The sequence below is a fragment of the Phenylobacterium zucineum HLK1 genome (genome assembly GCF_000017265.1).
In the GTDB taxonomy this organism is placed as follows: Bacteria; Pseudomonadota; Alphaproteobacteria; order Caulobacterales; family Caulobacteraceae; genus Phenylobacterium; species Phenylobacterium zucineum.
Genome location: NC_011144.1, coordinates 1,607,688 through 1,628,367, shown reverse-complemented (window position 1 = coordinate 1,628,367; position 20,680 = coordinate 1,607,688). Strand labels below are relative to the sequence as shown.

The window sequence follows — 20,680 nt, the reverse complement described above, 5'->3', positions numbered from 1 at the left end:
AAATTAGGTCACCGGGCTTCATGGATGAAGGGGCTCCGCCGCGTCGCAGGGCGCCGTCTCGGTTTGGATGGTGACGTGGTGGACATCGAAGTCCGCCTCGAGCCGCGCGGCGACATGCCGTCGGACGGACTCCCCGTCGGCGCCAGCGGCCAGGACGACGTGGGCTGTGCAGCTCGGCTGATCGGCGCCGGAGACCCAAAGATGCAGGTCGTGCACCCCGGCGACACCCGGCGTCTCGGCGATGGTCGTGCGAATGCCTGCCAGGGCGATTCCGGAAGGGGCGCCTTCAAGCAGGATGTTGGTGCTGTCCCGCAGGAGGACCCAGGTGCGAGGAAGCACCCAGAGCCCGATTGCGATGGCGACCACCGGGTCGACCCAGCTCCAGCCGGTGAACTGGATGACCAGGGCGCCGGCGATCACACCGACGGAGCCCACCATGTCGGCCCAGACTTCGAGATAGGCGCCCTTGACGTTGAGGCTCTTGTCCTTGCCGCCTGCGAGGACCCGCATGGAGATGAGGTTCACCGCCAAGCCGAGCCCGGCCACGATCAGCATGCCGGTGGATTGCACCGGTGCCGGCTCGAAAATCCGTCTCGCGCCTTCGATCAGGACGTAGAGCGCGACCCCGAACAGCAGCACGGCGTTGAACGCCGCGGCCAGGATCTCGAAGCGACGGTAGCCGAAGGTCCGACGCTCATCGGCCTTTCGCTGCCCGATCTTGATCGCGGCCAGGGCGATCGCCAACGCGGCCGTGTCGGTGAACATGTGGGCTGCGTCGGACAGCAAGGCGAGGCTGCCGAACACCAGCCCCCCGATGACCTCGGCGACCAGGAAGGCCGAGGTCAGCGCTAGGGCGAGCGTCAGCTGCCGGGCGTTGGCGTTGGCCGTGTGGCTGTGGGCGTGGCCGCCCGGCCCATGGTCATGACCGATCGGCTCATGCCCGGCGCTCGCCTCGCTCATGCTCTCATCCCTCCGCTCGTCACGAACCAACCCTCAAGACAAGGGCTGGGCGGCCGGCCGCGAGGCCTCGCCGGCGGCTGTCCGGAGGCGGCGCGCCAGCACCCGGCCGGCGAACGTGGGCAGCACCACGAGGGTCAGCACCGTCGCGGTCAGCAGGCCGCCGATGACGACGGTCGCCAACGGCTTCTGGACCTCCGCGCCGGCCCCGTGGGCAAGCGCCATGGGCATGAAGCCGAGGATCGCCACCAGCGCGGTCGTGAGCACCGCGCGCAGCCGCCCCATGGCGCCCTCGACCGCGGCGTCGGTGGGATCGAGCCCTGTTTCTACGCGCTCGCGGATGGCCTGCATCAGGACTAGGCCGTTCAGGGTGGCGACGCCGGAGACGGCGATGAAGCCGACGGCAGCGGACACCGAGAACGGCATGCCCCTGACCAGGAGCGCCAGCGCGCCGCCGACGAGCGCCAGCGGCACGCAGGCGAACACCAGGGCCGCCTGCGAGGCCGAACCGAGTGCGAAGTAGAGCAGGACGGCGATCAGGACGAAGACGACGGGCACGACGAGCGCCAGGCGCGCCTCGGCCCGCTGCAGGTTTTCGAACTGGCCGCCCCAGTCGAGCCAGGCGCCGGCGGGAACCTTGACCCGGCTGCTCACCGCCGCCTGGGCCTCCGAAACGAAGCCGCCGAGGTCCCGGCCGCGGACGTTCGCCTGCACGACGATCCGCCGCTTGCCGTTTTCGCGGCTGATCTGGTTCGGCCCCTCGCCTTCCCGGAACCGCACGACGGAGCCGAGGGGGACGAAGCTCTGCCCCTCGTTCACCGCAAGCGGCGTCTGAGCCACGGCGGCGAGATCGTTGCGCATGGCGTCCGGCAGGCGCACCACGACGTCGAAGCGCCGGTCGCCTTCGAACACCCGGCCAGCTTCACGGCCCGCCAGCGCGATCTGCACGGCGTCGGCGGCATCGGCGGCGTGCAGGCCGTAGAGCGCCGCGCCCGCGCGATCCACCTCGGCGGTGATCATCGGCAGGCCGGAGACCTGCTCGACGCGCACATCCGCCGCGCCGCGCGTGTTGCGCAGCACCTGGGCGATCTCATTGGCGGTGCGCTCCAGGGCGGCGAAGTCGTCGCCGTAAACCTTGACGGCGACGTCCGAGCGCACACCCGAGATGAGCTCGTTGAACCGCATCTGGATCGGCTGGGTGAACTCGTAGGCGTTGCCGATTTGGGTGGCGGCGGCCTTCTCGATCTTCTCGACCACCTCGCCTTTCGAGAGCCCCCGGTCCGGCCAGTCCTTCTGGTCCTTCAAGACGACAAAGGTGTCGCTGATGCTGGGCGGCATGGGATCGGTGGACACTTCGGCGGTGCCCGTCTTGGAGAAGACGAACGCCACTTCCGGCACCTTAACCAGCGCCTTCTCCAGCCTCGCCTGCATCTCGATGGATTGCTCCAGGGAGGCGCTCGGCACGCGCAACGCCTGGACCAACACGTCCTTCTCGTCGAGCGTCGGGATGAACTCCCGGCCGAGCGAGACGAAGGTGAGCAGGCCGACCAGGACGGCCAGCCCGGCGCCGATGGCGACCGGCCGCGGGTGGGCCGCCGCCCAGCGGGTCGCCGGCTCGAACCGTCGGCGCGCGAAGGCTTCCACCTTGCTCTCGTGCGGCTTCGCCGAGGGCTTGATGAGCAGGGCCGTCATCGCCGGCACGAAGGTGAAGGTGAGGACAAAGGCGCCGGCGAGCGCCAGCATGACTGTGGCGGCCATCGGCTGGAACATCTTGCCTTCGATACCTTCGAGGGCGAGCAATGGGGCGTAGACCAGAAGGATGATGGCCTGGCCGAACGCGGCCGGCCGAACCATCTGCCGCGCAGCCCCCGCCGCTTCCTCGAGCCGCTCGGCCAAGGTCAGGTCGCGGCCGACGCTCTCGCGCCGCACGCCCATGCGGGTGAGCGTGTTCTCTACGACCACGACCGCCCCATCGACGAGGATCCCGAAGTCGAGGGCGCCCAGGCTCATGAGATTCCCGCTGACGCCGAAGCGGTTCATCCCGATGACGCCGATGAGGAAGGACAGCGGGATGACAAGCGCCGTAATGATCGCGGCCCGCACGTTGCCGAGCAGGAAGAACAACACGGCGATCACGAGGAGCGCGCCTTCCGCCAGGTTGCGCTGAACCGTCCGGATGGTGCGGTCGACAAGGTCGGTTCGGTTGAGCACCGTCTTGACGGCGACGCCGGGCGGCAGGGAGGGCGCGATTTCCGCCAACCGCTCGCTGACGGCATGCGCGACGGTGCGGCTGTTCTCGCCCGCCAGCATCAGCGCCGTCCCGATGACGACCTCCTGGCCGTTCTCCTGAGCCGCGCCGAGGCGCACGGCCTGGCCGAGCTCGACCTGCGCCACGTCCGAGACCCGGACGACCAGGCCGTTGCGGTTCGTGACCGGGGCGGACGCGAGGTCCTGCAGCGAGGTGACCCGCGCATCGGCGCGGACGACGAAAGCTTCGCCGCCGCGCGAGACGTAGCCGGCGCCGGCCACGGTGTTGGCGTGCTCCACCGCCTCCACCAGTTCGTTGAGGCCGACCCCGTAGGACGAGAGCCGCGCCGGGTCGGGATAGACGACGTACTCCTTCACGTAGCCACCAATGGTGTCGATGCCGGCGACGCCGGGCGTGGTGCGCAGCTGGGGCGTGACGATCCAGTCCTGGACGGTGCGCAGGTAGGTCGCCTTCTGCCGCTCGGTCACCAGCCGCTCGCCCTCGGGCGTGACGTACGAGCTGTCAGGCTGCGGTCCCGGCGCGCCGGGACGCACCCGCACGCCCGGCTTGAATTCGACCGTCCACATGAGGACCTCGCCCAGGCCGGTGGTGATTGGCGCCATCTCCGGCCGCGCGTCGGCGGGCAGGTCCTCCCGCACGGCCTCGATGCGTTCGTTCACCTGCTGACGGGCGAAGTAGATGTCGGTGCTCTCGCGGAACACGGCGGTGATCTGGCTGAAGCCGTTCCGCGAGATCGAGCGGGTCTCCACCAGGCCTGGGATGCCGCCGAGCGCGGTCTCGACCGGGAAGGTCACCCGCTGTTCGATCTCCTCCGGCGAGAGCGCCGGGGCGATGGTGGTGACTTGGACCTGCTTGTTGGTGATGTCCGGCACCGCATCGATCGGCAGCCGGAAGAGCTGGGAGACGCCGAAGGCGGCCACCAGCAGGGTGACGAGCACGACCGCGATGCGGTGGCGCACGGAGAAGGCGACAAGCCTGCCGAGCATGGTCAGTGGTCCCCGTGCTCGGCTTCGCCCTTGGCGAGCTCGGCTTTCAGCACGAACGCCCCGCGGCCGGCGATCCGTTCGCCGCCCTTCAGGCCCGCGATGATCTGGGTATAGCCGGCGCCGGAGCGCCCGGGGGTCACGGACTGCGCCCGGAAACCGCCACCCTCGGCCACGAACACAATGGAGCGGCCCTCCACCGTCTGCACCGCTTCCGACGGCACCGTCGGATAGCCGCCGGTCTCCGTGGAGATGGCGGCGCTCACGGCGGCGCCGGGCGTCAAACGCCCGCCGCTCGGCCTGGCGCGGACCACGGCCGCGCCGGTGGCGCCCTGCGCCAGAGGTGCGACGCCGACGATAACCGCGTCGGCCTCCGCCCCGTCGGAGCCGATGACCCTGAGCGGCGCGCCGACCCGTAGCTTGGCGGCGGCCTCCGCCGGGGCGTTGAAGACCACCTCGACCTGAGCGGGGTTGGCCACCTCGGCGACCGCGCCGCCCTGGCTGACGAAGCCGCCGGGCGCCACCTGCAAACCCGTGACGATCCCGGCGATCGGGCTGCGGATGAGGGTCTCGCCCGAAGCGCCTGGTCCGCCCGCCGCAGCCAGCTTGGCTCTCGCGGCGACCGCTTCGGCGCTGGCCCGGGCCGCGGCGGCTCGCGCCGCTTCGAAGTCCTGGCGCGCGGTGACGCCCGCGCTGAACAGACGCTCTTCCCGCGCGAGCGCCGCCCGTGCGGCTTCCGCCTCTGCGCCGGCGGCGACGGACTCGGCCCGGACCGCGGCGCCGTCGGCGCTCCGGATCACGGCGAGACCGGCCCCGGCGCCCACGTTGGCGCCCGGCGCGACCAGCACGCGGACCACGGACCCGGACACCGGCGCGGCCACGGCCGCCCGCGCGCTCGGCGAGGCTTCCACCCGCCCGGTGAGGCGCAGGTCGCCGGCTCCGCCGCTCGAGACGGTGACCACCGCAATCCCGGCGGCGCTCGCCTGCTGCGGGGTCAGCTTGACCTCGGAGCCCTCGCCTTCGGCGTGCGCCCCCTCCTCCGCGTGCTCTTCTTCGGCGGGGGCTTCAGGGCGGTTGATCACGGTGGACAGCGCGAAGCCGCCGACACCGGCCAGCACGACGGCCGCCGCGACGGCGCCGTAGAGACGCTTATCGTCGGTCTTCATCATTGTTCTCCAGGGGTGGCGACGACGCTCAGCCGCGCGATGGCGGCTTGGGCGCTGATCCGCTCGACGGCGGCTGCGATGGTCTGTTCGCGCGCCTCTGCAAGCGCGCGGCGAGCGGCGACGAGTTCGGCCAGCGGCAGGCGACCGGCTTCGTAGCCGATGCGGGCGAGACGGTAGGCTTCATGGGCCGTGCTCTCACCCTGGCGCGCGGCGCTGAGGCGGCTCTCCGCCGCCGCGCTGCGCGCCGCGCTCGTGCGCACCGCCGACTCGGCTTCCAGGCGCGCCGCGTTGAGCCGCGCCTCCGCTGCCGCGGCCTCGGCGCGCGCGGCGGCGATGTTGCCGCGGTTCTGATCGAACAAGGGCAAGGGGACGGACACGCCCGCGACCAGCGCCGCCGCGTCGTCCGCCTCGAAGCGACGAACCCCGATCGAGACGGTCACGTCCGGCACGGCCCGCCGCCGCTCGACGCGCAGGCGGCGGGCGGCCGCCTCACGCTCCGCCTGGGCCGCCAGGTACGAGGTGGTCGCCGATGCCGCCGGTGCCGCCCCCGGAAAGAGCGGGGCGGCGGACTCCAGCAGGCTCGCCGGGATGGAGGTGATAGGAGCTGGCGCGCCGGCCAGCGTCGTAAGGGCGCCGAAGGCCGTCTCGCGCGCCGCTTGGGCTGCCTGAACAGCCGCCCGAGCTGCCTCGACAGCCGCCTGCGCCTGGAGGCGGCGAAGCTCAGCTTCGCGCCCGGCGTCGACAAGCGCCGAAGCGATGCGGGCGTCCTCCTCCGCGAGGGTCAGGCTCTCCCGCGCCAGCTGAAGGCGTCGTTCCGCAGCCTCGGCTTCCGCATAGGCCGCGGCGAGGTCGAACGCGTACTCCGCTTCGACACGCCGGGCCTGGGCCCGCGCGGCGTCGATCTCGGCGCGACCGGCCGCCACGCGAGCCGAGCGCTTGCCGCCGAGCTCCAAGGTCTGGCCGACCCGCGCCGTCGTTTCTGACAGGCTGGTTCCGCGGAAGGGTCCGGAGCCGGAGAAGTTCTCGACCTCGAACTCAAGGGTCGGATTGGGCAGGACGCCGGCTTGCCGCGCGAGCCCTTCGGCGCGCGCGATGTTGGCGCGCGCTTCGGCGAGCCGGGGGGCGGATGCCTGCGCCTGCGCAAGCAGGGCGGCGAACGGCGGCGCAGGTTCGGCCATGGCGGCGCCGGCTGCGCCGAGGCTGGCCAGCAAGAGCAGTCCCGCCAAAGGCGAGCTGCGGAAGTGGGGTTTCATGGTGTCCCTCTTGAACGTGACGGATGGGGCGCGCGAACGCGCGAACCGTCAGGCTCTGGGAGGTCGGATCAGCCCGAACTTGGGATCGGAGGTCGGTACCCGGTCCCGCACGAACGGATGGGCGACCGCCAGCAGCGGCGCCGAAAGCTCGCCCGCGGGCGGGGTCGCCGGCACATAGGGCGCGCTGTGATGGCAGTGTCCGTGGACGCAGAGGCCCGGGCCCTCGTCGAGGGGGCGCGGATCTGGGTGATCGGCGGCCAGATCGGCCACGGGCATCTCAGCCGCCGCGGCGCTGAGGCCGCCCTCATCGCGGCAGAGAAGGCCATCGAGACTCGGCCCCAGCGTGAGCACGGTCAGCACCAGCGCGGCGAGCGCCATGCCGACCTTGCGCCACCAGGGTGAGGTTCGTGCCATCGCGCGGACCTATACCGAGGCCGATGACGGACGGGAATGCGTTATAAAATCCGGCTTGGCGGCGGCGGCCTTCAGCTCCTGGCGCGCCTGGACGGTGATCTGCCAGGCTGAGCGCAGGAACACCGCGGCCAACAAGACCCCGACGATCAGGTCCGGCCAACGGGAGCCGGTCACCATGACGGCGACGCCGGTGGCGGCGACCGCCAGGCACTGGATGAGGTCATTGCGGGTGCAGAGCCACACCGAGCGCACGTTGGCGTCGCCTTCCCGGTAGCGGACCAGCAAGAGCGCCGCGAGGAGATTGGCCGCAGCCCCGAACAAGCCAAGGCCGGAGATGGCCGCACCTTCGGGCGGCGCGCCGACCAAGGCGCGCCACACCGCGAAGCCGAGGATCGCCAGCGCCATGACCGCCAGGCTGCCGCTCTTGATCAAGGCCGCGCCGGAGCGGACCCGCACGCTCTTGCCGATGGCCCAGAGGCTCAAGCCGTAGGTCGCGGCGTCCGCGGCGAAATCCAGGGTGTTGGCCGCGAGCGACGCCGAGCCCGCCCAGAGGCTGCCGATCGCCACCACGACAAATCCAACCAGATTGATCGCGATCACGCCGCCAAGCGCCCGCTTGTAGCCGGCGGAAGCGCCGTCAAAGGTCACGGGATGGCCGCAGCCGCAGCCGCTGGAGGTGGCTGGCTGCGCTTCGGACGAGGTGGAGCAGCTGGACATAAAGACAGCCTGCATCCTCTAGTCGCTAGAGGATCAAGCGCCTATTTTTCAGCATCTCAGCGGAGATCCCAATGCCGGCGCACACCATCGGAAAGCTCGCCAAAGCGGCGGACGTGAAGGTCCCGACGATTCGCTTCTATGAGCAGATCGGCCTGCTGCCGGAACCGGACCGCACGGAGAGCGACCGACGCGTCTACGGCGACGAGGCCGTCCGCCGCCTCGCCTTCATCAAGCATGCCCGGCAGCTCGGCTTCCCCATCGAAGCGATCCGCACCCTCCTCGACCTGGCCGACAACCCCGACCGCACGTGCGAGGACGCCAATGCCCTGGCCCAGGAGCAGCTCACGGCCGTCGAGACCAAGATCGCGCAGCTCGAAGCGCTACGCGCCGAGCTGAAGCGCATGGTCGCCGCCGGCTGCCATGGCCTCGCGGGCGATTGCCGTGTCATCGAGACGCTCGCCGACCACAGCCTTTGCGCCCAGGAGCACGCCGCGCCGGAGCGGTTGGCGCCGGTCCAAGCATGACCACCTGCTCTCACGTCCACGCGTCGAACCTGCCGGCGCAGGTCATCACCACTACACCCACAGCTACAGCGCGGGCTGAGCGAACTCGAGAGTACACCTCCTGCAAGGCGCGCCCGCTGGCCGCTGACAAAGGCATCCACAGCTTACAATTTCGGGATCAGTTGACGAATCTAGAAATTTGCCCAAGACTCAAGCTCTGAGATGGAGCGATCATGACCCCTTGGGAACACCACCCTGCGCTCGACCGCGATCGGCTAATCACGATCGGCAAGCTAATCGAGCGGGGGCGCAACAATGCGCTCGATCGTTTCGACCCCGCGATCGGTTGCACGCCCTGGACCGTGGGGTGCGAGGCCTTCGCGTTCCAGAAGTCTGAGATCGAGACCGCCGCACTCGACGTGGACTGGCTCGAAATCCTCGATCCTTCGATGCAGTTCGTGTTCAGCATCGGTGGCGTGCCCGTGCGCTTCTATCGGGGGGAGCCAGACGATCCCACGACCCGAACTCTGAAGCAGTCGTTCTCCGAGTTGAAGCAGCGGAGCTTGTTCGGGGCTGACGAGCTGGTGAAACTCACCTCGCAGCCAGCCTACCGCTTCGCCATCGAAACTGACGTCGATGGCGCGCTCACGGCGATCACCTTTGTGGTGCTGGCTGGCGAGACCCCCGTGCTGACGTGGCAGGTCCCGCTGGACGAGCCGGTCACAAAGGTGTCGCCGCTCTGGATTGAAGGCAGCGAAGGTGTGGAGCTTCCCGCTCCGGCGGTCGGAATCGCAGCAAGGAAGAAGAAGGACGGCACGACCGAATGAGAACTCGGTCGGTCAGCATTTCGACAAGAGGCGGCCCTTAGGCCGGCCGAGTATGGAAACAAAAGCGAAGATCGCAGGCGAGCAATTGCGGCTCGCCCGGCTGGCTCGTGGCTACTCCCTTGAAGAGATCGGCGAGCGCGTGGGCGCCACGCGTCAGTTCATCCATCAACTTGAGACGGGCGCGCGATCAGCCTCCGACGACCTGATCGCGGCTCTCGCCGACGAGCTCGGCGTCACGGCCGCTTTCTTGGGCGAGCCGATTCCTTCGACCGTTCGGCCCGAGCAGTGCCACTTTCGGGGGCATATCACGCGGCCGGCCTCTGTCACGAGCCAAGTGCTGGCTCGAGGAACGCTCCTCGACAAGTTCGTGGCAGCGATCGAAGAGCATCTGGAGCTTCCTGAGGTCTCCTTTCCTGACCTGCCGGCATCCTCGGCCGAGGAGATCGAACAAGCGGCCGAGAAAGCGCGACGCTATTGGGGACTGGGCACAACAGGTCCGATCACCAGCATGATGCGCGTCGTGGAAAACGCTGGCGCCGTCGTGACCTATTTCGGCGATCTGTCCGAGCGTGTGGACGCGTTTTCCATGGATCGGCGGCGGCCGGTCATCGTGCGGAGCTCACTCAAGGAAAGCCTCTGCCGGCAGCGGTTCGACTTCGCCCACGAATGCGGGCACTTGATTATGCATCGCGGCATCCAAACGGGAGACCGGGCGACGGAGGATCAGGCGCATCGATTCGCAAGCGCCTTCCTCTTTCCGCGCGGCGCTGTGCTCCGGGAGTTTCCGCGTGGACGAACGATCAACTGGCGTGCGCTCTTCCAGCTCAAGCTACGTTGGAAGATGTCAGTCCGCGCCATCGTGCGGCGCGGCTACGACCTTGGACTGCTGTCCCCGGCCCAATACCGAACCGCCAACATCCATCTTGTGAAAACCGGCCAGGCGAAGGTCGAGACCTACGACGCCGACGGGACTCTACCGATTGAGCAGCCGGAACTCCTGCCGTCGGCAATCGCCGCCCTAGAAAGCGCGATCCCAGGTGGCGCGGTGGCGGTTGGGAGACAGGTCGGCTTCGCTCCCGCAATGCTGGAGCTTGTGACGGGGGCGAGCTTCTCAGATCCGGGGCCAATGCCCGACGACCCGAAAGTTGTCCGCCTCCGCCCGCTCTAGTGCCTCGATTACCCGAGCGCGACCTTTCAGAAGACTGGGCGAACCACCTGAAGGTCGCAGATGCGCCATGACGAGACATCGGCGTCCGTCTTCGCAGCAGACATTCACGCAAGCCGGAACGCGGTCAGGAGCCTGTCGAGGTATGGGCAGAGAGCATTTCGAACGAATGTCGAGCCGGCCAGCCGTTAACAGGGGAATCGAGCTGCGCTGGGCACCTAGTCTGTTGGCGCGGGGCGGCTGACCCGCCGACGGCGATGTCTCGTCGGCTCGGCGGGCGGACGTATGGCCGTCAGCAGGGCATCCTCGACGGTTTCTTGGGGATCGAGGAAGGCCATACGCCGCGCGATCGCCTCGCCGAGCGCCCGCGGCTGTGAGGCGTCCGGCAGGGGTTCATCGGGCGACAGGTCTAGGAAGGCGGTCAACGCCAACCGGTACAGGGGCGCGGCGTACTCGAACAGGTTGCGACCCGAGACGGGCAGCACGAGCGCGTCCCGCTCGATCGGGTTGCCGTGGAGGAAGTCATTCCGGCGGTCGTTGAGCGTCTGGTAGAGCCAGGACGCGAGCGTGCGACGGACCTTCGTCTTGCCGCCGGTGTCGTACGCTTTGTCGGCCGAAGCGGTGCGCTGCCACGGCGTCTGCTCGAGGAGCGCGAGCACGCGGTCGCGATTGGCGATGCCGCTCCCGCCCGGGTGGACGAGGATCTCGAAAGCGCTGACCCAGAGCGAGATCAGCCTGCCGACATCATAGAAGGTGGTGTCGCTGGCGGCCGGGAGGAGCGAGGCGTGGTAGGCCATGTTGAGCGAGCGCATGAGCGCAATGTCCGCCCACTCGGCATCGGCCGAGAGATGACGGCGACGCCAGCGGTTCAGCAGGGCGCCGAGCAGTGTCGCATCGAGGTCGCTGGCATCCAGCGGCGTGCGGAACAGCTCGGGGGCAGACTGGCCATGGAATGCGGACACGTCGTGGACGCCGAGCAGCGCCGGCGTGCTGCCGATCAGGTGCTCGTCATGACGGTCAACCATCCAGGGATAGAAGGCGAAGCTGTCGCCGAACAGCATGCGATGACCGCGCGGGTGGAGCAGCTCCTGGGTGCGGGCGGCGCTGATCGCCGAGATCGCGATCGCGTCTCGGAAGCTCGCGATGGCACCGATTTCGTTGAAGGCGCTGGGCGCGTCCGACCGCAGCAGCAGCACCGCCGGCGCGACGCGCTCGCCGAAGGCGTCGCTGAACCGGCACAGGAAGCTGCGCAGCATCGGCTGGTATCGGGTCAGCTGGCGCAGTCGTGCATCGCTGGCCGGGACGAGCGCCGCCAGTTCCCCGTCGATCGCACCAGCGAGCGCGAGGTTGGGGAGCACGAAGATCGCGCGCCATTCGAGCGGCGACGAGGAGCCGGTCACCGGGGCTCCCTGGTCGGGGCTGACGCGAACAGCTCGCTTACGGGGATAAAGGCGCGGCCGGTCTCGGCCGCGCGACGGACCTTGCGTTCGAGCACCGCGGCGAGTGGGATCGAGCGGTCGAGCGCGTCGAAGAGATCACGGCCGTCCATGCAGATCAGGCGCTTGCCTGGCCCGAAGGCGGCCAGCCTCTGTTCGCTGAATCCGTTGTAGCTCACGAAGAGGCCGCGCGCCCAGGACGCCTTCTGCTCCAGCTTGCCGTGGAAACCGTGGAGGTCGGCGACGCCGATCGGCGAGGCGGTCCACTTCGCTTCGAGCAGATAGGTCTCGTGGCCCAGCAGGAAGCTGCCATCGATCTGCTCCCCGAGATTTCGGAAAGGCTCGCGCGCCGCCAGGCCCGCCGCATCGAAAGACCGCCGCAGGAAGGCCTCGAATTCGTAGCCGCGTTCCTGGGGCGGAAGCGAAGCGATGGCGATCAGCCCGTCCTTCAGCTCGGCCTGGAGCCGCCAGTCTGTGGCAGGAACGGGGGCTTGGCCGCCCGTACCACCTTCGGCCCGGTCCATAAGGCGGGCGATGAGGGAGAGGAAGCGACCCTCGGCGTTGACGACGGGATCGGGCTGATTGGTGCGGGCGAGGAACTCGGCGCGATGCTCCCACAACGCCTGGAGCGTTCGCGCGGCGGTCGCGCCATCGACCTTCTGGAGGAAGCAGCGCAGACGCTTGCCTTTGGAGCCGCCGTTCTCGGCGTAGATCGGATCGTCGATGTCGACGTCGAGCTCGGCGGCGAAGAAGTCGCTGAAACCCGGATCGGAGAAGTCGAGCACATAGCCGCGGCCGCGCACGAACTCGACCAGCTCCTCGACTAACCTCAGATCGACGGATCGGATCGCGGCGATGATGTCTCTCCCTCAGTCCACGGCCGTCACGAGGGCGCGGAGATTGGCCACGATTCGTTGAGCCATAACGTCGGCGGTCTCACCCCTGAGCGTCGCGAGGTCGGCGACGGTCTGCGCGACCGCGGAGGGCCGGACGGGTCGTCCGGCGGCCTCGACGAAGGGACCATCGGTCTCGGTGAGCAGCCGATCCGCTGGAAGACCGGCGACGAGCTGGCGGTGCTTGGGCGAGCGCAGCATCTCCGAGTTGATCGAGAAGTAGCAGCCGCGCTCGGAGGCTCTGCGGGCCTCTGCCGCGGTCCCGGTGAACCAGTGGAGGATGACGCGCCCACGATCCGGCGGCAGGGCGCGGTCGAGATGACCGAGCACCTTGCCCACGGCCCGGACGCTGTGGAGCGTCAGGATCTTGTTGCCCTGTTCGGCGCAGGCGGCGAGCACGCGCGTGAACACGCGCTCCTGGGCCTCGAAGCTGCGATAGAAGCGGGGACCGGCATCGAGCCCGACCTCGCCGACATAGCGCGCTTCGGACAGGTAGCGTTCGAACAACGGCAGCTCGGCCTCGCGTTCGGCGACCAGCTGCGGATGCAGGCCGAGCGCGACCCGCACATGGGTCGAAGCCTCGGCCAGATCGCGATTCCGCGGCCACGCCTTCGGCGTCGTGGTCACCGCGAGCGTGGCCACGCGTTCGCGGTCACATTCACGGATGAGCGCGGCATGGTCCGGGTAGAGGTCGAGATGACAGTGGAAGTCGACCAGGCGCGGGCGCGCCGATTGCGGGAGCGTCATCGCGGCCGGGCCCGCACACCCTTCAGCAGGCGTCCGACCTCCTGCAGCCCGTCGACATAGACCTTCTCGTAGGCGGCGAGATCGCCCGGGTGGTCCGTCAGGGGGCCGGGTCGATGAATGTCCAGCTTCGCTCGGGCAGGCTTCTTGGCGAGCCGCGACAGGGCGATCTGGAAGCCGCGCACATGGGCGCCCTCGGCCTTGGCGCTGTCGAGGACCTTCGCCCGCAGATCCGGGATCTGGTAGGGCGTGTGGTCGGCGCCGAGCCCTTCGACCATCGCGGCCCGGCGGATCAGGCAGGGCACACAGTGGCCGCAATGTTTGGGCTGGCGGGCGTCCTCATCCTTGGCCCAACGCGCCTTGGCGGGCGAAGAGCACGACATCGTGTGCCGCGCTTCCTTATTGAGCAGCGCCGCGTCGGCGCAGTTCTTCGCCATCACGCCCTTCGTCTGGAAGCGGTAGCGATTCTCAAGCCGGATCGGCAAGCCGAGACCATCCAGGATCTCGTCGAAGCGCGCCATGTAGAAGGGGTGGGTGGTGCGGGTGCTGAGGGCGCCGAGCCGCGTCGGATCGAGGGGGACGTTCAGCGAGATCAACCCATTCTCCGGGACGTGGATGAGTCCCACGCCGAGTGCGTCAGCCGCCATGGCAGCGAGCGCGAAGAACAGGAACGAGCGACCCCGCAAGGTGTTCTCGCCCGCCGATCCGTCGACGAGGTCGTTCGGGAAGCCGACGCGGGCGCGCAGGTGATGGAAGCGCTGCTTGGGGAACCGCTTGGCGATGACGTCGGCGCAATAGGTCTGGTGGGTGCTGGTGATCCCATCCCAGTAATGGCTGACGAGCATCGGGGCCTTACCGTCCGCGAGCAGGTCGATCGCGCCGATGAAGCTGTCGAGGCCGCCCGAGAAGAGGCAGACGGAGTCGGCGGTCGCGGTCCGGAGCTTGGTCGGGGCCGGCGCGAGGGCGGCGATCCCCTTGGGCCGCGCGCGGAACCGCACGCCCCAGCGATCCCCGGTGAGGAAGTTGAGCGTCGTGACGATCAGGGGCGCCAGGCCCTCCCACAGCTTCGGCTCCGCAACGGGCAAGCAGAGGTCGATCTCGCGCGTCCAGGCGTTCTGCGACTCGGTCGAGCGCGAGATCCGGGTGTCGGCCGCGGTCAGGGCCGCGGCGAGGAGAGCGAGATCGATCGTGCGTTCGGAGGGGCGGAGGCCGAGCTCGCGCAGTTGATCGAGCGCCTGGCCGAGGCCGTATCCGAGGCGCTGATCGCCATCGACGAACGAGACCTCCGTGAGCTTGCTGTCGGATCGTGAGGGTTTGACGGTGGCGGTATCGCCCGGGCCGAGCCGGCAGACGAGGCTGTGATGATTCATTGCGCGGCCTCCCCGGCGGCTGCCACGAGCTCGAAGGCGGCTTCGTAGATCTCGTTGACGACGCGCTCGACGTCGCGGTCGCCGAGCCGTTCCACCCCTTCCAGGCGACCGGAGAGTTCGCTCTGGGTGCAGCCGGTGACGAAGTCGTGGAGCTGCTGCTGCGCCGCCTCGACGGTGGCGACATCCGCCGGCAGCGTCACCCCCCGGGCGCCGAGATCGGCCATGACGCGGCCTTCGATCGAGCGTGCGACGAAGTCGAGGAAGAACTCCTGCATCTGATCGGGCGTCATCGCATCGAAGTCGCCGACGCCGGCCTCGGCCAGATCACCGATCGTCTCGAGCATGGCCTGACGCGCGATGGCCTCGTCCACGGCGCCGCCCGGCGGGCAGATGAACTCGAGGATGGCGAGGAAGACTTCGGCGGCAGGGCGACCGGCCAGGCCGGGCAGGTTGAGCTGCCGCAGCGTCTCGGCGGCACCCAGGCGCTGGACGTCGCGGACGACTCCGAGGAGGCGCGCACCCGCTGCTCGCGATGCCCCCATGCGGCGGGCGGCTCGACGGGCGCCGCCGGTCCCGCTGCGCACATAGCTCGACATCGCGCTGCCGAGCGCGCTGCGGCTGCCAGTCTTGGCAAAACGGGAGAAGGCGCCGCGAGCACCCTGGAAGGAGCCCGCACCGGAGGTGTCCGGTCGCGGCGGCGTCCGAGACGGTGGCGGCGGCGCTTGGCCGGGACCCGGCTGGGGCGCTCCGCCGCCTGGCGGCGGCGTCGGCGCGGGTCCGGGCGCGACGCCGGGAGACGGGTCGTCGACCCAGGAGGGGACGAGCCCCGAACCGGCCCCGCCATAGCCCTTCGACGTCCCCATGCCCTCAGGTCCTCTTCAGCTTCGCAACGCCCTTGGATGCGGCCTGGAGGACGGCGTTCTCGGACTGCTCCGCCCAGCCGGCGGCGATCTGAGCGAATTCGCCCCTGGCGGTCGCGTCGGTGAAGGCGGTTCCCCAGCTCGACACCGCCCAGGCGCCGAGCTTGGCGACCGGGAGCTCACGCAGGAACTCGAGCAGTCGCCTCTGGAGGCCGGGATGAGCTTCGACCACGACCACCAGACCTTGGACGCCGTCCGGCAGCTTGGTGAAGTTGTCCTCCTGCAGGATGCGGCTCCGGATCGCGTCGAAGACCTCCTCCGGTTCCGGACCGGTCAGTTTGGCGACTTCGGCGGCGGCGCCCCGGGCCAGCATCCGCGGTCCCATCAGGCGCTCGACCAAACCCTCCAGATGGCTCGCGGCGACGAGTCCGCCGAGTGCGCCACGCTTGTCCCGGGTGACGAACACATAGGGCCGCAGATCGACGTCCTTCAGGAGGGGGTCGATCGCCGCCCATCCCTTGATCCAGTCGTTCTTAGCCCATTCCTCGGCCTCGGACGGCAGTGCAGGGGGTTTGGCGGCCGCGGGCTTCTTCGCCGCTTTCCCGGCCGGCCTCGGATCCTCGTCGTCATCGTCCGGGAGCGCGGGGGCCCGGACGTGTTCCTCGAACCGGCCGAGCGCTTCGACCTTGCCGTCGGGATCGGCGGCCGCCAGCCGGGCGATCTGCTCGTAGAAGTCCGGGTAGAAGCGTTCCGCCAGCATGATCTTGGCGAGCACGGGACGCTGGACGTCGCCGCCGAAGCCGCGTTCCTCCGCGATAGCGTGGCGCAGCATCAGGGAGTTCAGGAATCTCTTGATCTGCCGCGGGTTGCCCCGCGTGCCCTCGCTGAGGATCTTTGATCCTCCCCCGGTTTGGTGGACACCCATGCTAGCTCTGAGGAGCTGGAGAGGAGTGTCAGATGAGTGGTGCGCGCCGGGTGTTTCCGGAGACGTTCAAGCGCGAGGCGGTCGACCGGGTGGCTGTGAGCGGCCTGTCGGTGGGCGCGGTGGCCCGGGAGCTGGGTCTGCACGAGACGGTGCTTCGACGATGGATGATGCAGTTCGGGGCGCAGGCGACGGGGGCGGCGAGGCGCTCCACCACGCAAGCGCCGGCCCCGTCGCCGTCTGACCTGGCCTCGGAGAACGCCCGGCTTCGGCGCGAGAACGAGCGGCTGCGGATGGAGCGCGACATCCTAAAAAAAGCCGCGCTCATCTTCGGATCGGCCTCCCGATGAAGTTCGGGTTCGTCGATGAGCATCGCAGCGTCTGGCCGGTTCGGGTGATGTGCGCGGTCCTGGGTCTGTCGGCCAGCGGTTACTACGCCTGGCGCTCCAGGCCAGAGAGCCGGCGCGCGGTCGCCAACCGCGCATTGCTGGACGACATCCGCCGGATCCACGCCGACAGCAGCGGGACCTATGGCTCGCCTCGGGTGCATGCCGTGCTCCGCGGCCACGGCCGCCGCGTCGGGCGCAGCCGCATCGAGCGGCTGATGCGCCGGGCCGGCATCCGGGGCCTGGCGGCTCTGCCGCGGCGCACGCGGACGACCGACAGTCGCCATGGCTATCCGATTGCGCCCAACCGGCTCGGCCGCAACTTCACCACCCAGGCGCCGAACCAGGTCTGGCTCGCCGACCTCACCTACATCCCCACCGGCGAGGGCTGGCTGTACCTCGCTACCGTGCTCGACCTCTTCACCCGCAAGATCGTCGGCTGGTGCATGCGGCCTTCGCTGCACGTCGAGATCGCCCTCGACGCGCTGCAGATGGCCATCGAGCGCCAGCGGCCGGCGCCCGGCCTGATCCACCACTCCGACCGCGGTATCCAGTACGCCGCCGAGGCCTACCGCTCGGCCCTGGCCCGCGCCGGCATCACGCCTTCAATGAGCCGCAAGGGCGATTGTTGGGACAACGCCCCGATGGAGAGCTTCTTCCACACCCTCAAGACCGAGCGCGTCCACCACCGGGTCTACGCCACCCGCGACCAGGCCCGACGAGACCTGTTCCAGTACATCGAGGGCTTCTACAATCCCCGCCGCCTGCACTCAGCCCTGGGCTACATCAGTCCAGCCGAGGCCGAGCGCAGAGCGGCTTAACCCCGTCCACTTTTTCGGGGGAGGATCACTTGGTCACATGGGCCGCGAGCGTGAGGGCCTGGCCGACCTCGGCCGGCACCGTTCCGCCCATCGCCGCCTCAAGGGTCTTTCGGTCCAGCCCCCGGCTCTTCCAGGGCCGGCGCATGTCCTCCCGCGCGGCGGCGAGAAGCTTCGTGAACCTGCCATCGGTCCGGCCCAGGGCATTCTCGGCGAGGAGCAGCGTGACATAGACCCGCGTCTCGGCGACGCCGAGCGCCGGGATGCGGAACGGGACCTGGATCAGCTTCTCGAGATAATTGCGCGCGTAGCTCAGCGGACCGGAGCTGCGCGGCAGGTCGGGGAAGTGTTCCCGCACCGCATATTCGATCATCAGCTCGTCGGCGCCGATGACGAAGGCGGTTCGCTCGACGAACAGGAACAGCCGGATCGCTTCGAGGGTGGCGATCGCGGTCGTGGGCAGACAACGGTCGAGATCGTCGACGATGACCACCAGCTGCTCGATGTCGGCGGCTTCGAGCAGCTCCTTGAACTCCTCGCGGAAGGCGTGGATGTGCTCGGGCAGGTGGTCGCTCTCCTCGGGCGCCTCCTTGACGAACTCGCCGGCCTTCTCGGCCAAACCCTTCAGGTCTTCGATGGAGATGTGGTCCTGCGGCTTGGCGAGCACTGAAGTCGCGAGGCCGTAGAGGTCCTTCATCTGGTCGAAGGTCGGGATGCCGGTCGCTGCGGTGAACGCGAACCCGCCCGCCTTGCGGGCGATCTTGAGCCAATCGACCCGCTTCAGGACCTTCTTCGCCGCTTCGGCGACCTTCGTCGAGTTGGGACGGGCGCGACGCAGTTCATCGACGATAGTCTCGATGACGATGGTCTTGGCGTCTTCGAAGCCTTCGAACGTCCACCCGTTGAACCAGAGGCAGAGGACGCGGTCGTCGCCGGCAAAGGCGCTCTCGGTCATCTTCAGGACGCTGGACTTGCCGGCGCCCCAATCGCCATGCACGCCGATAGTAATCGGCACGTCGGGCGTCTGGCGGATCAGCTTGACGACGGTCTTGGCGATCGCCTCGTAGTAGAGGAGATCGGTCGCCGTCTCATGATCGTTCAAGAACATCGGTTCCCCCGCCCGGCCGCTTGACGCGGCTCGACTCGGCCAGCGTCTCCTTCTCTGCCAGCTGCGCAATCGTATGGCGAGCCGTCCCGCGCTCGAACAGCTTAGGGGTGCTTAGAAGCAGACCTTGCGGAGGTCAGCCAAGAGTCGGTCTCGGCCAATTCACGCGCCAACGGCGCCGATCCTACTACGCAGCTACGCGCCCCCTTCCCCACCTTTGGTCGGTGCGATTCTCTGCATTCAGGTCAGGAGAATTGCTGATGCCCACCGACGTCTCCACTGCACCAGCCATCTCGCCACCGCGCTATCGCCGGACAGTCCGACGCGCAGAACTTCGGCGCATCGTCCCCCTGGCGGACACCACCATCTACGAACTGGAGCAACGCGGCGAATTCCCCCGTCGGTTCAACCTGACGCCGCGGTGCGTCGTCTGGGATCTGGCGGAGGTTGAGGCGTGGATCGATGAGCGGCGTCGGGCCTCAGACGCGTCCCTGATCGCTAGGTCGCCATCTCCCGACGTTCGGCAGCGCCGCGCACGACCTGTCAGACAGTAGCTTCGAGAGGCCCGAGCTCCATGCTGGGCGGATAGAGCGTCGGGGCCCGCTTCCGGCCATCAACCCATGCGTCGACCATGTCGGCCCATTCTTGGAGCATGTGCCGCCGCTGCGGCTCGTACTCGGCCTTGTTGTAGACGCCCCGAGACGAGCGGCTGTCCTCGTGGGCCAGAGCCTTCTCGATCCAGTCTCGGTTGAAGCCGAGCTCGTTCAGCAAGGTTGAGCCGGTCCGCCGCAGGTCGTGAACCGTGAAGGGTTCGAGTGGCAGCCCCTCCTTCTTCGCGCGTTCCGCAACAGCCGTCGTGATGCGGTTGAACGTAGCCCGGGACATGGGTGCATCGGCGTCGTAGCGCGATGGCAGCAGGAACCGCGAATTGCCGGCGCACGTCTTCAGTGCGATCAGGATGTCGAGGGATTGCTCCGACAGGTACACGTTGTGGGCCTTCGAGCGCTTCATCCGCTCCTTGGGGATGGACCAGACGGCGTTCTCAAAGTCGACCTCATCCCAGGTAGCGTCCTGCAACTCGCTCTTCCGGACCATCGTGAGCAGGATCAGCTTTAGACCGAGCCGGATAGTCGGCAGCGTCGGCACATGCTCGAGCTGCTTCAGCATGATCCGGATCTCGGTTGGCGATAGGGCGCGATCCTTCGCTACGAAGGTCGCGATCGACGCCGGCCCGACCTCGTCGGCGGGATTTCGGATCTTCTCGCCATGAAGAATCGCGAAGCCGTAAATCTGCTTGAGGATGTCTCGGACGTGGATCGCGGTAGCTGGGGCGCCACGGCCTTTGATCTTGGCGCAAAGGGCTCGCAGGTCGTCCGGCGTGATCTCCGACAAGAGGCGATTGCGAAAGGCCGGAAGCAGATCGCGTTCGAAGATCGAACGCCGCATTGCCCTCGTGCTGTCCGCCATGGGCGCTTCTTTGAACCAGCGCTCACCGAACTCGCCGAAGCTCTTCGCTTCCAGGACCCGCCGCTTCTCGCGTTGCTTCTCCTGAGCAGGCGAAAGCCCCTCGGCCACCGCTCGACGGGCGTCGAGGCACTTCTCACGCGCTCGGGCGAGGGACAGACCTGATGGCCCGTATTTGCCGATCGTCAGCGTCTCGCGCCGACCATTCAGACGGTAGTCGTACCGGAAGGTGATCGATCCCGAGGTCGTGACGTGGACGTACATCCCGTCGCGGTCAGCGACCTTGTACGCCTTCTCCCTGGGCTTGAGGTTCTTGAGAGCTGTGTCGGTAAGCACGGGCGGCTCCAGAGAATACCGTCACCCATTTCTGAGCGACTCCGGACACCGGTTTTTCTCAATATTTCCGAGACTTACGCCCTCAGAAATAC

Annotated in this window: 19 protein-coding genes; 5 read left to right on the top strand and 14 right to left on the bottom strand. The window is 68.5% G+C overall.

Annotated features, from left to right (window positions below; all coding sequences use genetic code 11):
- Positions 1-18: 18 nt before the first annotated feature.
- The 6 genes from PHZ_RS07880 to PHZ_RS07855 are packed head-to-tail and all read right to left on the bottom strand — an operon-like array spanning position 19 to position 7,774.
- Positions 19-960 (bottom strand): cation diffusion facilitator family transporter, encoded by a 942-nt coding sequence (locus tag PHZ_RS07880; protein ID WP_012521991.1) that lies wholly within the window; start codon positions 958-960, stop codon positions 19-21.
- Between the two features lie 33 nt (positions 961-993).
- Entirely contained in the window at positions 994-4,212 is a 3,219-nt protein-coding gene (locus PHZ_RS07875; RefSeq protein WP_012521990.1) for an efflux RND transporter permease subunit, read from the bottom strand.
- 2 nt (positions 4,213-4,214) lie between these two features.
- Positions 4,215-5,375 (bottom strand): efflux RND transporter periplasmic adaptor subunit, encoded by a 1,161-nt coding sequence (locus PHZ_RS07870; RefSeq protein ID WP_012521989.1) that lies wholly within the window; start codon positions 5,373-5,375, stop codon positions 4,215-4,217.
- The gene (locus PHZ_RS07865; RefSeq protein ID WP_012521988.1) at positions 5,375-6,628 is read right to left on the bottom strand and encodes a TolC family protein; all 1,254 of its coding nucleotides are present in this window, start codon (positions 6,626-6,628) and stop codon (positions 5,375-5,377) included. The genes PHZ_RS07870 and PHZ_RS07865 overlap by 1 nt, the downstream gene beginning before the upstream one ends.
- Positions 6,629-6,676: 48 nt before the next feature.
- Positions 6,677-7,042 (bottom strand): hypothetical protein, encoded by a 366-nt coding sequence (locus tag PHZ_RS07860; protein WP_012521987.1) that lies wholly within the window; start codon positions 7,040-7,042, stop codon positions 6,677-6,679.
- Positions 7,043-7,051: 9 nt separating this feature from the next.
- Positions 7,052-7,774, bottom strand: a complete 723-nt coding sequence (locus tag PHZ_RS07855; RefSeq protein WP_041373339.1) for a cation transporter — start codon at positions 7,772-7,774, stop codon at positions 7,052-7,054.
- A gap of 56 nt (positions 7,775-7,830) precedes the next feature.
- On the opposite strand from PHZ_RS07855, the gene PHZ_RS07850 reads away from it, so the two are divergent.
- The 3 genes from PHZ_RS07850 to PHZ_RS07840 all read left to right on the top strand — a co-directional run bounded on the left by PHZ_RS07850 (position 7,831) and on the right by PHZ_RS07840 (position 10,257).
- Positions 7,831-8,283, top strand: coding sequence for a MerR family transcriptional regulator (locus PHZ_RS07850; RefSeq protein WP_012521985.1), 453 nt, complete (start codon positions 7,831-7,833; stop codon positions 8,281-8,283).
- A 212-nt stretch (positions 8,284-8,495) separates the two neighbouring features.
- Positions 8,496-9,089 (top strand): hypothetical protein, encoded by a 594-nt coding sequence (locus tag PHZ_RS21605; protein WP_049758172.1) that lies wholly within the window; start codon positions 8,496-8,498, stop codon positions 9,087-9,089.
- Positions 9,090-9,141: 52 nt separating this feature from the next.
- On the top strand, positions 9,142-10,257 hold the full coding sequence (locus tag PHZ_RS07840; RefSeq protein ID WP_041373338.1) for a helix-turn-helix domain-containing protein: 1,116 nt from the start codon (positions 9,142-9,144) through the stop codon (positions 10,255-10,257).
- 215 nt (positions 10,258-10,472) lie between these two features.
- On the opposite strand, the gene PHZ_RS07835 is transcribed toward PHZ_RS07840, so the two are convergent.
- The 6 genes from PHZ_RS07835 to PHZ_RS07810 form a co-directional block, all read right to left on the bottom strand.
- Positions 10,473-11,654, bottom strand: a complete 1,182-nt coding sequence (locus tag PHZ_RS07835; RefSeq protein WP_012521983.1) for a hypothetical protein — start codon at positions 11,652-11,654, stop codon at positions 10,473-10,475.
- Positions 11,651-12,493, bottom strand: a complete 843-nt coding sequence (locus PHZ_RS07830; RefSeq protein ID WP_012521982.1) for a restriction endonuclease — start codon at positions 12,491-12,493, stop codon at positions 11,651-11,653. Before PHZ_RS07830 ends, PHZ_RS07835 begins: the two co-directional genes overlap by 4 nt.
- Positions 12,494-12,559: 66 nt before the next feature.
- Positions 12,560-13,330, bottom strand: a complete 771-nt coding sequence (qatD, locus tag PHZ_RS07825; RefSeq protein WP_012521981.1) for a Qat anti-phage system TatD family nuclease QatD — start codon at positions 13,328-13,330, stop codon at positions 12,560-12,562.
- Positions 13,327-14,697, bottom strand: coding sequence for a Qat anti-phage system QueC-like protein QatC (gene qatC, locus PHZ_RS07820; protein WP_012521980.1), 1,371 nt, complete (start codon positions 14,695-14,697; stop codon positions 13,327-13,329). Before qatC ends, qatD begins: the two co-directional genes overlap by 4 nt.
- Positions 14,694-15,560, bottom strand: coding sequence for a Qat anti-phage system associated protein QatB (gene qatB / locus PHZ_RS07815; protein WP_012521979.1), 867 nt, complete (start codon positions 15,558-15,560; stop codon positions 14,694-14,696). The genes qatC and qatB overlap by 4 nt, the downstream gene beginning before the upstream one ends.
- Positions 15,561-15,564: 4 nt before the next feature.
- The gene (locus tag PHZ_RS07810) at positions 15,565-16,389 is read right to left on the bottom strand and encodes a hypothetical protein (protein WP_012521978.1); all 825 of its coding nucleotides are present in this window, start codon (positions 16,387-16,389) and stop codon (positions 15,565-15,567) included.
- 125 nt (positions 16,390-16,514) lie between these two features.
- Here PHZ_RS07810 and PHZ_RS07800 point away from each other — a divergent pair.
- Positions 16,515-17,686 (top strand): IS3 family transposase gene (locus tag PHZ_RS07800; protein ID WP_086004007.1). Its coding sequence is split into 2 segments (ribosomal slippage): positions 16,515-16,788 and positions 16,788-17,686, totalling 1,173 coding nucleotides; the frame shifts between segments, so codons are not numbered across the junction.
- 25 nt (positions 17,687-17,711) lie between these two features.
- Here PHZ_RS07800 and PHZ_RS07795 read toward each other — a convergent pair.
- Positions 17,712-18,785 carry a KAP family P-loop NTPase fold protein gene (locus tag PHZ_RS07795; protein WP_201765273.1) on the bottom strand — a complete coding sequence of 358 codons (1,074 nt, stop codon included), beginning with the start codon at positions 18,783-18,785 and terminating at the stop codon, positions 17,712-17,714.
- A gap of 263 nt (positions 18,786-19,048) precedes the next feature.
- Between PHZ_RS07795 and PHZ_RS22095 the strand changes: the two genes are divergently transcribed.
- The gene (locus tag PHZ_RS22095) at positions 19,049-19,342 is read left to right on the top strand and encodes a helix-turn-helix transcriptional regulator (protein ID WP_083770855.1); all 294 of its coding nucleotides are present in this window, start codon (positions 19,049-19,051) and stop codon (positions 19,340-19,342) included.
- Here PHZ_RS22095 and PHZ_RS07790 read toward each other — a convergent pair.
- The gene (locus PHZ_RS07790) at positions 19,332-20,588 is read right to left on the bottom strand and encodes a tyrosine-type recombinase/integrase (protein ID WP_041373334.1); all 1,257 of its coding nucleotides are present in this window, start codon (positions 20,586-20,588) and stop codon (positions 19,332-19,334) included. The genes PHZ_RS22095 and PHZ_RS07790 overlap by 11 nt on opposite strands.
- Positions 20,589-20,680 lie beyond the last annotated feature (92 nt).